Source organism: Streptomyces sp. Q6, assembly GCF_036967205.1.
Lineage (GTDB): Bacteria > Actinomycetota > Actinomycetes > Streptomycetales > Streptomycetaceae > Streptomyces > Streptomyces citrinus.
The window spans coordinates 7,711,433-7,724,899 of record NZ_CP146022.1 but is presented as its reverse complement, the minus strand read 5'-3'; the positions used below and the strand labels follow the sequence as shown (position 1 = coordinate 7,724,899).

Sequence of the window (13,467 nt, the reverse complement as noted above, 5' to 3'; positions counted from 1 at the left end):
TCGGCTCGGGGCCGTCCGGTGCGGTCGGCTACGCGGCCGTCCGGATCGGCTCGGCTCGGGGGCCGTCCGGCTCGGCTCGGCTCCGCGGCCGTCCGGTGCGGTCGGCTACGCGGCCGTCCGGCTCAGCTCGGCTCGGCTATGCGGCCGTCGGCTCCGATCGGCTGCACGGCCATCCTGTACGGCCCGGCTGTGCGGCGGCTCACCTGCCTACGTGGTCGTCGCCGTCTCCACCGCGGAGGTCCACGCCCTGAGCGCGTCGTCGACCTGCCCCTCCGTGACGACCAGGGCCGGGATCATCCGGACGACGTTGCCCCACGGGCCGCAGGTCAGCAGGAGCAGGCCCTCGTCGGCGGCCGCCTGCTGGGCGCGCAGGGCCGTGGCGGGGTCGGGCTCGCCGTCCGCCGTCGTGAACTCGCTGGCCAGCATCAGGCCGAGGCCGCGTACGTCCCCGATGGCGGGGGTCTTGGCCGCGACGTCCTCCAGGCCCGAGCGCAGCCGCGCGCCCATCGCCGCCGCGTTCGCCACGAGGCCCTCCTCGGCGATGACGTCGAGCGTGGCGCAGGCGGCGGCGCAGGCGACCGCGTTGCCGCCGTACGTGCCGCCCTGGGAGCCGGGCCTGACCTTGTGCATGAGGGCCTGCGGGGCCGCGATCCCGGACAGCGGGAAGCCGCTGGCGAGGCCCTTCGCGGTGACGAGGACGTCGGGGGTGACGTCGAAGTGGTCGTGGCCCCAGAAGCGGCCGGTGCGGCCGACGCCGGTCTGGATCTCGTCGAGGATCAGCAGGATGCCGTGCCGGTCGGCGCGCTCCCTGAGCCCCTGCAGGAAGGCCGAGTTGGCGGGCACGTAGCCGCCCTCGCCGAGCACCGGCTCGACGAGGATCGCCGCGGTGTCGTCGGGGTCGGAGACGGTCTGGAGCAGGTGGTCGAACTCGCGCAGCGCGAACCGGGTCGCGGTCTCCTCGTCCCAGCCGTAGTGGTAGGCGTTCGGGAACGGCGTGATGGCGACGCCCGCCATGAGCGGACCGAACCCGGTACGGATCTTGGTGCCCGAGGTCGTTAGGGACGCCGCGGCGACGGTGCGGCCGTGGAAGCCGCCGTGGGCCACCACGATGTTGGGGCGCCCGGTGGCCTGCCGGGCGAGGCGCATCGCCGCTTCGACGGCCTCGCTCCCGGAGTTCACGAAGAAGAGGCTGTCGAGGCCCGTCGGCAGCACGTCGCCGAGCTTCTCGACGAGGCGCTGGAGCGGCTGGTGCAGGACGGTCGTGTACTGGCCGTGGATGAGGGTGGCGACCTGTTCCTGGGCGGCGGCGACGACGCGGGGATGACAGTGGCCGGTGCTGGTGACGCCGATCCCGGCGGTGAAGTCGAGATAGCGGCGGCCGTCGATGCCGTAGAGGTGGACGCCTTCCCCGCGCTGCGCGACGACGGGGGTGGCCTGGCGCAGATGCTCGGACAGTTGGCTCATGACTCCAGCGTCAGTGCCGGGCCGAACGGGCGTCAATGGGTCAAGTGTGACGATTCCCCGCCCCTGTCCCTCAGGTCACGGCTTCCCCAATTCGCAGGAGTTCTACGTAACTTCCGTACGGGCGGGGTTCCCAAGGCCCTGGAGTTCTGCAACAGTCCTGCGCAACCCACCCGATCCGGTGACGGAGGCGAGCGTCATGGCGGTGCACGACGGGGCGCGCGGGCACGATCTCGCGGCGCTGCGCGGTCTCAACACCGCTGTCGTGCTGCGGGCGTTGCGGCAGGAGAGTCCCCAGACGGTGAGCGGGCTCACCGCTGCGACGGGGCTGTCCCGGCCGACGGTCGAGGCACTGGTGGAGGAGCTCGCCACGCAGGGCTGGATCGCCGAGACGGACGCGCCGGCCGTGGGGCGGGCTCCCGGGCGGCCCGCGCGGCGCTTCCGGTTCCGCGCCGAGGCGGGGCACGTGGTCGGTGTCGACATCGGCCTGAAGAAGCTCGTGCTGCTGCTCTCCCGGCTCGACGGCGAGGTCGTCGCCCGGCGGCGGGAGGAGTTCCCCGCCGAGTTGACGGGGACCGAGCGAATCGCGCTGCTGCGCTCCCGGCTGCGCCGCTTCCTCGCGGACGAGGGGCTCGGCCCCGACGACGTGTGGTCGGTGGGCGTCGGCGTGCCGGGCATGGTCGACGAGACCGGGCGGATCCGTTCGGTGATCGTCCCCGACTGGACCGATCTGGATCTCGCGCGCCGGCTCGCGGACACCGTGCCCTGCCGTGTCCTCGTCGAGAACGACGTCAATCTGGCGGTGCTCGCCGAGCACTGGCGCGGTGCGGCGACGCTCGCCGACGACGTGGCGTGCGTCCTCGTCGGGCATCGCATCTCGTGCGGCCTGATGATCGACGGGCGGCTGCACCGCGGGCGGCGCGGCGGCGCGGGCGAGCTCGGCATCCTGCCCCAACTGGGCCTGGACGAGGCGGAGAAGGCCCTCGCCTGGGACGGCGAGCGGCGGCCCGGCGAGTCGGGGACGGACGCGCTGGCCCGAGCCGTCCTCGCGGGTGACGCCGGCGCGCTCGCCGTCCTCGACCGCTATCTGGCCGGTGTCGCGCCCGGCATCGCCGCCCTGGTGCTCGCCCTCGACCCCGAACTCCTGGTCCTGTCCGGCGCGTTGGCGCCGATCGGCGACCCGCTCGGCCCGCTGCTCACCGAGCACCTGCGGCCGCTGACCCTGCACGTGCCCCGGATCGCGGTCAGCACGCTGGGCCGCGAGAGCGTGGCGCTCGGCGCGGTGCGCCGCGCCCTGGACGCGGTCGAGTCCCGCCTCCCGGACCGGGCGGGCCCGTCCCGCCCGCCCCTGCCCTGACCCACCCCGCCCCTTCGACCGACCGGAGACGCGTATGCGCAGGAGAACATTCCTCGCCGCCGCACTGGCGACGACCCCGCTCGCCGCCGGATGCAGCACCGACTCGGGTTCCACGACCGCCGGTTCACGCGGCCGCACGACCCTTGCGTACGGCATCTGGGATCCCGCGCAGGTCCCGGGGATGCAGCAGATCATCAAGGCCTTCGAGCGCGCGAACCCGGACATCTCCGTGGAGATCCAGCTCACGCCCTGGTCGTCGTACTGGACGACGCTGCGCACGGCGATGCGCGGCGGCACGGCCCCGGACGTGTTCTGGATGAACGCCGTCAACATCCAGCTGTACGCGTCCAACGGCGTCCTCGAACCCCTGAGCTCGCACATCCGGCAGGACCGCACACCGGTCGGCAGGCATCCGAAGGCGCTGCGCGACATCTACGCGTACGACGGCAGGCAGTACGGACTGCCGAAGGACTTCGACACGGTCGGGCTCTGGTACAACAAGGCCCTCTTCGACAAGGCGGGCGTCCCGTACCCCGACGAGAGCTGGACCTGGGACGACGTCAGGGACGCCGCGCACGAGCTGACCGATCCACGGACCCGGGTCTACGGCATCGCCGCCGAGATGGACCGGCAGACGAAGTTCTATCCGACGATCTTCGGCGCGGGCGGCCAGGTGCTGCGCGAGGGACGGTCCGGGTTCGCGGACGAGCGGGCCATCGAGGGGCTCCGCTTCTGGACGGACCTCGTCGACCGGGGCTGGTCGCCGCCGCAGAGCGCCATGTCGGAGGTGCGGGCACGCAATCTGTACCTCTCCGAGCAGGTGGCGATGAACTACGACCTGTCGGCGATGGCGTCGTTCATGTACGGCACGCCCGCCATCAAGGACCACGGCGGTGTCGCCGTGCTGCCGAAGGGCCGCGAGCGGGCCACCGTCATCCACGGCCTCGCCAACGTCATCAGCGCCAAGTCCCGCAAGAAGCAGGCGGCCTGGAAGTTCGTCGACTTCATGGCGCGGCACGAGGCCGCCGAGATCCAGGCGAAGGGCGGCGTGACGATCTCCTCGTACGCGGGAACGCAGGACGCCTGGCTGAAGTCGATGCCGGAGTTCGACCTCCAGGTCTTCATCGACATGCTCGACGACGCGGCCCCGTACCCGAGTTCACGGAACACCGCCGTGTGGGAGGACCTCGAGTACCTGCTGCTCGGGGCGCCGTTCAGCGGCAAGGGAGGCGTGGAGCGCGCGGCGCGCACGCTGGCGGAGCAGATGGACCGGGCGCTCGACGAGGAGGAGAACTGATGGCCGTGTTCCCGTCGACGGCCGCCGCAGAGGCGGAGGGCCGGATCAGGAAACCCCGTACGAGGGCCGGCCGCGACGACGCGACGCGCGGCCCCAACTCCCGCACGCAGAAGGCGGCGTACGTCTTCATCGCGCCGATCGGTCTCGGGTTCCTGGTGTTCTACATCTGGCCGATGATCCAGACGTTCGGCTACAGCTTCACCGACTTCGGCCCGTTCGGCGGCAACACCTGGATCGGCGGTGACAACTACGCGCGCGTCCTCCAGGACGTCACGGTGTGGCGCGCGATCGGCAACACGCTCCTGTACGGGGCGATCGGCCTGGTCACGCTGCCGCTGTCGATCGCGGTGGCGGCGCTTTTGAACCGGCGGGGGCTGCGCGGCGTCGGGGTGTACCGGGCGCTCTACTTCATCCCGTTCGTGACACTGCCGGTCGCGGTCGGCCTGGTCTGGAACTGGCTCTACAACGGCAACTTCGGCCTTCTGAACGAGGTGTTGTCGTGGTTCGGGATGTCACGCCACTTCTGGGCGTCGGACCCCTCGTCCGCGCTGTGGGCGATCGGCCTGGTCGCCGTGTGGCAGAGCGTCGGCTACTACTTGATCATCTTCATCGCGGGGATCAAGGGCATTCCGCAGGACTACTACGAGGCGGCCGAGCTGGACGGCGCGGGACCGGTGCGCCGCTTCTTCACCATCACGCTGCCGCTGCTGAGTCCGAGCATCTTCTTCGCGGCGGTCATCTGCGTGATCAACTCGCTCCAGATGTTCGACCTGATCTACGTGATGATGAGCCCCACGAACCCGGCGCTCGGCTCCACGCAGTCCGTCGTGAGCCTCTTCTACCAGTGGGCGTTCCAGCAGAACAACCAGGGCGCGGCGGCCGCGCTCGCCTTTCTCCTGATGCTGTTGACCGCGGCCCTGACGTTCCTTCAGTTCCGGCTCCAGAAGAGGTGGGTGCACTATGCGTGACCGGCTGACGCGTCGGGTGGACGGCGGCTCCGTCGCCACGCACGTCCTCCTTTCGCTGGGCGCGCTCGTGATGGTCTTCCCGTTCCTGTGGCAGTTGCTCACGGCGCTCAAGACGCTTCCCGAGGCCGTGCACGTACCGACGACGCTCTTCCCCGAGCGGTGGAACTGGGCCTCCTTCAAAGAGGTGTTCACAGCCCTGCCGTACGGGGAGATGCTCGGCAACAGCGTCATCAACACGGTCGGCCGGACCCTGGGCCAGCTGGTGTTCTGCTCGCTGGCGGCGTACGCGTTCGCACGGATGCGGTTCCGTGGCAAGGACGTGCTGTTCGCCCTGTTCCTGTCCGTGCTGCTCGTGCCGTCGTCGCTGCTGATCCTGCCGCAGTACGACATCATCCAGCGGCTCGGCCTCCTGAACACGGCCCCCGCGCTGTTCCTGCCGGGCATGTTCAGCGCGTTCGGGACCTTCATGCTGCGGCAGTTCTTCCTCTCGCTGCCACGGGAGCTGGAGGAGGCGGCACGGATCGACGGCGCGGGCCCGTTCCGGATCTTCTGGTCGATCATGCTGCCGCTGATCCGTCCCGCGCTCGCCGCTCTCGCGGTGATCACGGCGATGTGGTCGTGGAACGACCTGCTGTGGCCGCTGGTCGTGAACACCGATCCGGCGAAGATGCCGATCAGTGCCGGGCTGACCTCCCTGGAGGGCCAGTTCGAGACCGACTACCCCGTGATGATGGCCGGTTCACTGATCGCGAGCCTGCCGATGATCGTCCTCTATCTCTTCCTCCAACGGCACTTCGTGCAGGGCATCGCCCAGAGCGGCACGAAGGGCTGACCCGATTCCGGCAGCACCCGAACAGCAGGGAAGGACCTCCATGGCACGCCTCGACGTGGGCCTGATCGGCGCCGGCGGCATCGCCCGCGCGCATCTGCCCGCCTGGACAGCCCTGGGCGCACGCGTCACGATCCTGTCCACCGACGGCCACGCGGAACAGCTGGCCGCCCAGTACGCCGCGTCCGGTGTCACAGCCGTGCACAGCCTCACCGAACTCCTGGACCGCTGCACGGTCGTCGACGTGTGCACCCCGACGTTCACGCACCGGGACCTCGCCCTCGACGCGATCGCCGCGGGCAAGCACGTCGTCTGCGAGAAGCCGCTGGCCCTGACGGCCGCCGAGGCCCAGGAGATGACGGACGCGGCGCGGGCGGCGGGCGTGCTGCTCTTCCCCGCGCATGTCGTGCGCTACTTCCCGGCGTACGCGGCGCTCGCCGCGCACGTGGCGCGGGGTGAGCTCGGCGCCCCGGCCGTGCTCCGCTTCACGCGCTCCGGCTGCTTCCCGGTGTGGGCGCCGTGGTTCTCGGACCCGGCCCTGTCGGGCGGCATCCTGGTCGACCAGATGATCCACGACTTCGACTTCGCGCGGCTGCTCGCCGGGGAGGTCGTCCGCGTCCACGCCCGGCTGCGCGGGAAGCAGGAACCCGGCGCGGTCGCCGGTGACGTGGCGACGGGCACGGCGGTGCTCACGCACGCCTCCGGCGCGGTCAGCCACGTGCTCGGGGTGTGGGGGCTGCCCGATCTCCCGTTCCGTACGACGTTCCGGGTCGCGGGCCCCGGCGGCATCCTGGAGCACGACTCGACCGACCGTCCGGGCTTTCGTGTACTGGCCCAGGGCAGCCGCCCGCTCGGCGAGGGCATCCCCCGCAGCCCGATGACGGAGAGCCCCTACCTCACGGAGCTGCGGGACTTCGCGACGGCCGTCGCGGGCGGGCCCGCGCCCCGGGTGTCGGCGCGCGACGGCGTCGAGGCCGTCCGCGTCGCGCAGGCCGCCGCCGAGTCGGCCCGCACCGGCGAACCCGTCGAACTCAAGGTTACCGAGGAGGCCGGACTGTGAAGGTCGGAGTGCTGTCGTTCGCCCATGTGCACGCGGGAGGATTCGCGCGGCTGCTCGCCTCGATGGACGGCGTGGAGGTCCTCGCGGCCGACCCGGACACGGATCTGGCGGCGCCGGGCGAGGTGCGCGGCAAGGACTTCGCCGCCCAGCTCGGCGTGAACTACGTCGACACGTACGAGGAGTTGTTCGCCTGGGGCCCCGACAAGGTGGTCGTCTGCTCCGAGAACGTCCGGCACCGCGCGCTGGTGGAGCTCGCCGCGTCGCACGGCGCCGACGTGCTCTGCGAGAAGCCCCTCGCGACGACGGCCGAGGACGGCGCGGCGATGGTCGCGGCGTGCCGGGCGGCCGGGGTGCGGCTCGCCGTGGCGCATCCGGTGCGGTTCAGTCCGGCGTATCTCGCGGTGCGCGACGCGGTGCGGTCCGGTACGACGGGCGAGGTCCTCACCGTGTCCGGCGCCAACAACGGCTACATGCCGGGCGCCCGGCGCCGCTGGTTCGTCGACCCCGATCTCGCGGGCGGCGGCGCCCTGATGGACCACACCGTGCACCTCGCGGACCTGCTCGACGACCTCTTCGACGGGGCCCCGGCGACGGACGTGTACGCGCAGACCAACAACATCCTGTACGAGGCCGACGGCGAGGTCCCCGTCGAGACGGCGGGCCTGCTCACCCTCACGTACGCGAACGGGGCCGTCGCCACGATCGACTGCTCCTGGAGCCAGCCTCGCCACCACCCGGCGTGGGGCGGCCTGTCGATGCAGGTCGTCGGGGAGCGGGCGACGCTGGAGATGGACGCCTTCGACCAGAAGGTCCACGGCTTCAGCGAGACGTCCCGCTCCGGCGTCGAACTCCCCTACGGGGTCGATCTGGATGCCCTGATGCTGCGGGAGTTCCTGTTCCCGGGTGCGGGGACCGGGGCGATCGGCGTGACGGACGGCGAGGCCGCGCTGCGGTCGCTGCGGATCGTGACAGCGGCGTACGAATCGGCACGGACGGGACGGACGGTGACCCTGAACCAGCACTGACAGCGCTGATCGCACTCACCGCTTCGGCTCTCTGCGCACGGCTCGCATACCTTCTCGGTATGCGCAGAAGTGAGCTGACGGGTGCGGACGGCGGCTGGGCGGGCCTGGAGCTGGAGGTCTCGGACCGTCCGCGCCCCGGCCTGTGCCCGTACGTCGCCGAGGGCGGGCGTCTGCTGCTGCGCCGCGGGGACGGAGCCCCCGTACTGCTCGCCCGCGTCGAGGACGGGGATCAGGGGGTGGACTTCCTGCGCACCGGCGGCTTCCGCTCACCGCTGCCCCCGTTGCGCGCGGACGAGGCGCGCCGCGTCCCGGGGAGCGCGGGGTGGGCGCACCGGTTCGCGGAGGCGCTGAACCGGTCGCCCGACTCGCCGGTGCACGACGGGCGGTGGGCCCTCTGGGACGCGTCCCCGTTCCAGCGGTGGAAGCCGGCGTCGATGGACTCGGCGGAGTACTGGCGTGAGTTGCTCGTCGAGGGCGACCCCGACGGCTACGTGGACTGGTTCGTGCACAACGGATCGTGGGAGGTGCTGCCGCTGCGGGCCTGGCCGGAGGCGTCGGACGCCCGCGTGAAGGCGTACCGGAGACAGGTCCGCGAGGGGGTGCTGCCGCCCGTGCTGCTGTGGTGGTGCAGCGGCCTCGACACGCATGTCGTCCTGGACGGGCACGCCCGCCTGGCCGCCGCCCTCGCGGAGGACACCGCGCCGCCCCTGCTGGAACTGGTACGCCTCGCCCCGGCCGACGACGTGGCGGCGGACACGGCCGCCGCCGTCGCCGCGTACGAGCGAGAACTCGACAGGTTCGCGACGCTGCGTGTGACACGAGGGACGCATGTTCCGGACGGCGCCGCGCTCGCCGGTCCCGTGCTCGCCCGCGACCTGGGCCGGGCCCGCACCGGCCACCGCCCCTCCTGGGCCTGGCCGTTGCCCGGCAGAGTGGCCGAATGGCAGCGGGTGGCGCGGGAGTCGGACGCCGGATGGGCCGACCGCGTGACATGAGACCCGGGCGCGTACGGCAGGATGGCCCGGCGCGCACGGAACGGCCCCGCGAGGCGGTCGTCGGTCGGCGCGCCGGTCCGATCCCCGAGCAAGCAGGTATTACGTGACGAAACATCACATATCCGTTCCCACCGCTGTGTTGTGCTCGCGCGCGGGAGGTGTCCGGTGACCCGAGGCCTCGAACTCCACGACCTGATCGTCGCCGGCATCGCGCTGCTCGCGGGCCTCCTCGCCGGGCTGCTGCTGCGGGCGGTGCTGCGCTGGCTCGGTGTCCGGGCCGGGCAGACGCGGTGGGGCGGGGACGATGTGATCGTCGACGCGCTGCGCACCCTCGTGCCGTGGGCCGCGATGGCCGCGGGCGCGGCCGTGGCGGCGACGGCGCTGCCGCTGACCGCGCGCACGGGACGCACGGTGAACATGACGCTGACCGCGTTCCTCATCGTCTCGGCGACGCTGACGGCGGCCCGGGTCATCACCGGGCTGGTGCGCTCGGTCGCGCAGTCGAGGGCCGCGGTCGCGGGCTCGGCGACGATCTTCGTGAACATCACGCGGGTCGTGGTGCTCGCGATGGGCTTCCTCGTCGTGCTCCAGACCCTCGGGATCTCCATCGCGCCGCTGCTCACGGCCCTCGGTGTGGGCGGTCTCGCGGTGGCCCTCGCGCTCCAGGACACCCTCGCGAACCTCTTCGCGGGCGTGCACATCCTCGCGTCGAAGACGGTGCAGCCGGGCGACTACATCCGGCTCAGCAGCGGCGAGGAGGGCTATGTCGTCGACATCAACTGGCGCAACACGGTGGTGCGCCAGCTCTCCAACAACCTCGTGATCATCCCGAACACGCAGCTCTCCGGCACGAACATGACGAACTTCAGCCGGCCCGAGCAGGAGATGACCCTGACCGTGCAGGTGGGCGTCGGCTACGACAGCGACCTCGAGCACGTCGAGCGCGTGACGATCGAGGTCGTCGAGGAGGTCATGAAGGGCGTCGAGGGCGCGGTCCCCGAGCACGAACCTGCCGTCCGCTTCCACACGTTCGGCGACTCCCGGATCAGCTTCACGGTGATCCTGGGCGTCGGTGAGTTCAGCGACCAGTACCGGATCAAGCACGAGTTCATCAAGCGTCTGCACCTGCGCTTCCGCACCGAGGGCATCCGGATCCCGTCGCCGGCCCGCACGGTGGCCCTGTCCCCGGGCAGCGCGCAGATCGTGATCCCGCATCAGCGGGACGCGTCGACCGCCGTGGACGCGTCGATCATGCAGAAGCCCGAGGTGCACTGATCACGAGCTCGCCGATGACCCGGGTCGCCGTCTCCGCCATGAACGGGTTCGACGTCCGGTAGTAGTCGAGCTCGTGCGCCGCGATGGTCAGGGCCCAGCCGCGTCCGCGGGCCCAGGTGTCCGCGTCGGGGGCGAGAGCGGTACGGAAGGTCTCCCGCCCCCGCGCGTCCAGGACGTACCAGGCGGCGATCAGGTCGACGGCCGGGTCGCCCAGGCCCATGCAGCCGAAGTCGATGACGGCGCTGAGCCGTCCGCCGTCCACGAGGACGTTGCCGGGCTGTAGGTCGCCGTGCAGCCAGACGGCGGGCTCCGGCCCGCGCGGGGCGCGCACGGCGGCGTCCCAGACGGCCAGGGCGCCGTCGGCGTCGATCACGTCGGCGAGCCGCCCGAGCACCGCGCGGGTGTCCGCGTCCCGTTCGGTGAGGGGCGGCCCCGGTAGGCCTCGGGCGCCCCGGCCGGGTCGATGCTCCTGACCGCCGCGACGAACGCCGCCAGGTCCTCGCCGAGCGCCTCCGGCTGCTTCTGCTCCCCACGACCGGGATCGCGCCGGGCAGCCAGCGGTACACGGCCCACGGCCAGGGAAGCCGTGCGCCGGGCGGCCCTCCGCCACCGGCTCGGGCACGGGGACCGGCAGCCGCCGCGCCAGGACCGGCATCCAGCGCAGCTCCCGCGCCAGGTCGGACACCGCTCCGCGGATCCGCGGCAGCCGGATCACATGCTCGTCGCCGAGGCGGAACAGCACGTTCTGGGTGCCGTGCGAGTCGACGTACCGCAGGGGCCGTCCCGCCCACCGCGGGAACGCGTCGTCGACCAGCCGGCGCACGAGCCCCTCGTCGATGTCGGCTTCGTCCTGGTGCAGCTTGCGTACGGCCATGGGGGCCTTTCAGGGGGTCGGCGGACGGCGTCGCGCGAGCCTAACGGCCTCGGGCCCGGTGCGCCGACCGGTTTTCCCGGACGCCGAGTAGGGTGCGCGTCGTGCTGGAAGATCGACGACACACACGACATCCGCGGACCTCCGACCCTCTCGACTTCGACGCGAAGGGAGGATCAGCATGAAGCTGACCCTGCTCGGCGGCGGCGGTTTCCGCGTGCCGCTGGTGTACGGGGCCCTGCTCACCGACCACGCGCCGGGTCGCGTCACCGAGGTCGCGCTGTACGACCTGGACGCCGGCCGGCTCGACGCGATCGCCCGGGTCCTCGCCGAACAGGCCGACGGCGTGCCCGACGCGCCGGCCGTGACGGTGACGACGGACCTCGACGAGGCGCTGCGCGGTGCGGACTTCGTGTTCTCGGCGATCCGGGTCGGCGGCCTGGAAGGGCGTGCGGCCGACGAGCGGATCGCGCTCGCCGAGGACGTCCTCGGGCAGGAGACGGTCGGCGCGGGCGGCCTCGCCTACGGCCTTCGCACGCTGCCGGTGGCGGAGGAGATCGCCCGCCGGGTGGCCGCCCTCGCCCCGGACGCCTGGTTCATCAACTTCACCAACCCGGCGGGCCTGGTCACCGAGGCGCTCGCGGAGCACCTGGGCGACCGGGTCATCGGCATCTGCGACTCCCCGGTCGGCCTCGGCAAGCGCGTCGCACGGGCCCTCGGCGCCGACCCGAAGGACGCGTGGATCGACTACGTGGGCCTCAACCACCTGGGCTGGCTGCGCGGGTTGCGGGTGCGGGGCCGCGACGAACTGCCCCGGCTGCTCGCCGACGACGCGCTGCTCGGCTCGTTCGAGGAGGGCAAGCTCTTCGGCGCCGACTGGCTGCGCGCGCTCGGCTCGGTCCCGAACGAGTACCTGCACTACTACTACTTCAACCGCGAGGCCGTACGCGCCTACCAGGAGGCCGAGTTCACGCGCGGCGCGTTCCTCCACGGCCAGCAGGCCCGCTTCTACGACCGGATGCGGGATCCGGCGGCGCCGCCCCTCACGACGTGGGACGCGACCCGGGCCGAGCGCGAGGCGACGTACATGGCGGAGAACCGGGAGGCGGCGGGCGCGGGTGACCGCGACGACGCGTCGCTGGCGGAGTCCGGCGGCTACGAGAAGGTCGCCCTCGACCTGATGCGGGCCATCGCCCGCGACGAGCGCGCCACGCTGATCCTCAACGTCCGCAACCGCACGACCCTTTCGGCGCTCGACGCGGACGCGGTCATCGAGGTGCCCTGCCTGGTCGACGCGAACGGCGCCCATCCGGTGACCGTCGACCCGTTGCCCGGACACGCCACGGGCCTGGTCACCGCGGTCAAGGCGGTGGAACGCGAGGTGCTGGCCGCGGCCCGCTCCGGCTCACGCGCGACGGCGGTGAAGGCGTTCGCGCTGCACCCGCTGGTCGACTCGGTGACGGTGGCCCGCCGCCTGGTCGACGCCTACACGGCGGCCCACCCGGGCCTCGCCTACCTGCGCTGAGAACGCCCGAAGGGCCCCGCCGAACTGCTTCGGCGGGGCCCTTCGGACAACCACGACTTCGAAAAGTCGGGACGACAGGATTTGAACCTGCGACCCCTTGACCCCCAGTCAAGTGCGCTACCAAGCTGCGCCACGTCCCGGTGTCGACTGCCTCGCGGTGTTCTGTCCGGCGGCGACAAGAAGAACAATACCCCAAGCTCACGGGTGGTTTGAAACGCGTTCCGCGATGCTCCGTCGCGGTGGGTGAGAATCGGGGGATGAGCACTTCGCGCAGCGCCGACCGCGACCGGGACGACGAGGGACGGGCCCGCAACGCCCGCCCCCGCGACGGCCTCGGCAGGCCCCTCCCCTACGGCACCCCCGGCGTCGAGCGGCAGCCCGAGGGCGTCGTGCGCACCCCGGCCGAGACGCTCGCCGAGGCCCAGTCGCTGCTCGACGCGGGCGCCCCTTCCACGCGCACGAGGTCTTCGAGGACGCGTGGAAGTCAGGCCCTGCGGCCGAGCGCGATCTGTGGCGCTCGCTGGCCCAGCTCGCGGTGGGGCTGACGCACGCGGCCCGCGGGAACACCACGGGCGGCCCGCGTCTGCTGCGCCGCGGCGCGGACGGCCTGACCCGGTGGGCGGGCGAGCCTCCGGCGGGGCTCGACGCGGCGGGGGTGGCGGCCTGGGCGAGAGCGCTGGCGGACGACGTCGAGGGGCGGGCGCGCCGGTGGACGCCGCGCGTTCGGCGCCGCGCCTGACGACGCGGCCCTGAGCCCGTCCTCGGAAAGGGGCGGTGTCACCGGTCCGGCCCCCGCCCGCATGC

Annotated in this window: 11 protein-coding genes, 1 tRNA gene and 1 pseudogene; 10 read left to right on the top strand and 3 right to left on the bottom strand. The window is 72.3% G+C overall.

Annotation, left to right across the window (positions count from 1 at the left end):
* Positions 1-207: 207 nt before the first annotated feature.
* Positions 208-1,464, bottom strand: coding sequence for an aspartate aminotransferase family protein (locus V2W30_RS35395; RefSeq protein WP_338702681.1), 1,257 nt, complete (start codon positions 1,462-1,464; stop codon positions 208-210).
* A gap of 196 nt (positions 1,465-1,660) precedes the next feature.
* Here V2W30_RS35395 and V2W30_RS35390 point away from each other — a divergent pair, with 196 nt between their 5' ends.
* The 8 genes from V2W30_RS35390 to V2W30_RS35355 all read left to right on the top strand — a co-directional run bounded on the left by V2W30_RS35390 (position 1,661) and on the right by V2W30_RS35355 (position 10,267).
* Positions 1,661-2,818, top strand: coding sequence for an ROK family transcriptional regulator (locus tag V2W30_RS35390; protein WP_338702680.1), 1,158 nt, complete (start codon positions 1,661-1,663; stop codon positions 2,816-2,818).
* Positions 2,819-2,852: 34 nt separating this feature from the next.
* Positions 2,853-4,115, top strand: a complete 1,263-nt coding sequence (locus V2W30_RS35385) for a sugar ABC transporter substrate-binding protein (protein ID WP_338702679.1) — start codon at positions 2,853-2,855, stop codon at positions 4,113-4,115.
* Positions 4,115-5,083: a sugar ABC transporter permease gene (locus V2W30_RS35380; RefSeq protein WP_338702678.1), complete on the top strand. Its 969-nt coding sequence runs from the start codon at positions 4,115-4,117 to the stop codon at positions 5,081-5,083. Before V2W30_RS35385 ends, V2W30_RS35380 begins: the two co-directional genes overlap by 1 nt.
* Entirely contained in the window at positions 5,076-5,915 is an 840-nt protein-coding gene (locus V2W30_RS35375) for a carbohydrate ABC transporter permease (protein WP_338702677.1), read from the top strand. Before V2W30_RS35380 ends, V2W30_RS35375 begins: the two co-directional genes overlap by 8 nt.
* A gap of 40 nt (positions 5,916-5,955) precedes the next feature.
* Complete coding sequence (locus V2W30_RS35370; protein ID WP_338702676.1) at positions 5,956-6,972, top strand: Gfo/Idh/MocA family oxidoreductase; 1,017 nt, start codon at positions 5,956-5,958, stop codon at positions 6,970-6,972.
* Positions 6,969-7,997: a Gfo/Idh/MocA family oxidoreductase gene (locus V2W30_RS35365; RefSeq protein WP_338702675.1), complete on the top strand. Its 1,029-nt coding sequence runs from the start codon at positions 6,969-6,971 to the stop codon at positions 7,995-7,997. The genes V2W30_RS35370 and V2W30_RS35365 overlap by 4 nt, the downstream gene beginning before the upstream one ends.
* A 59-nt stretch (positions 7,998-8,056) precedes the next feature.
* Positions 8,057-8,992, top strand: coding sequence for a hypothetical protein (locus tag V2W30_RS35360; RefSeq protein WP_338702674.1), 936 nt, complete (start codon positions 8,057-8,059; stop codon positions 8,990-8,992).
* A 165-nt stretch (positions 8,993-9,157) separates the two neighbouring features.
* Positions 9,158-10,267 (top strand): mechanosensitive ion channel family protein, encoded by a 1,110-nt coding sequence (locus V2W30_RS35355; protein ID WP_338702673.1) that lies wholly within the window; start codon positions 9,158-9,160, stop codon positions 10,265-10,267.
* On the opposite strand, the gene V2W30_RS35350 is transcribed toward V2W30_RS35355, so the two are convergent.
* Positions 10,242-11,141 (bottom strand): aminoglycoside phosphotransferase family protein, encoded by a 900-nt coding sequence (locus tag V2W30_RS35350; RefSeq protein WP_338702672.1) that lies wholly within the window; start codon positions 11,139-11,141, stop codon positions 10,242-10,244. The genes V2W30_RS35355 and V2W30_RS35350 overlap by 26 nt on opposite strands.
* 178 nt (positions 11,142-11,319) lie before the next feature.
* On the opposite strand from V2W30_RS35350, the gene V2W30_RS35345 reads away from it, so the two are divergent.
* Complete coding sequence (locus V2W30_RS35345; protein WP_338702671.1) at positions 11,320-12,663, top strand: 6-phospho-beta-glucosidase; 1,344 nt, start codon at positions 11,320-11,322, stop codon at positions 12,661-12,663.
* Positions 12,664-12,729: 66 nt separating this feature from the next.
* Here the strand turns inward: V2W30_RS35345 and V2W30_RS35340 are convergent.
* Positions 12,730-12,803 (bottom strand) — tRNA-Pro (locus tag V2W30_RS35340).
* Positions 12,804-12,920: 117 nt separating this feature from the next.
* Between V2W30_RS35340 and V2W30_RS35335 the strand changes: the two are divergent.
* Positions 12,921-13,416: pseudogene (locus V2W30_RS35335) on the top strand (DUF309 domain-containing protein).
* Positions 13,417-13,467 lie beyond the last annotated feature (51 nt).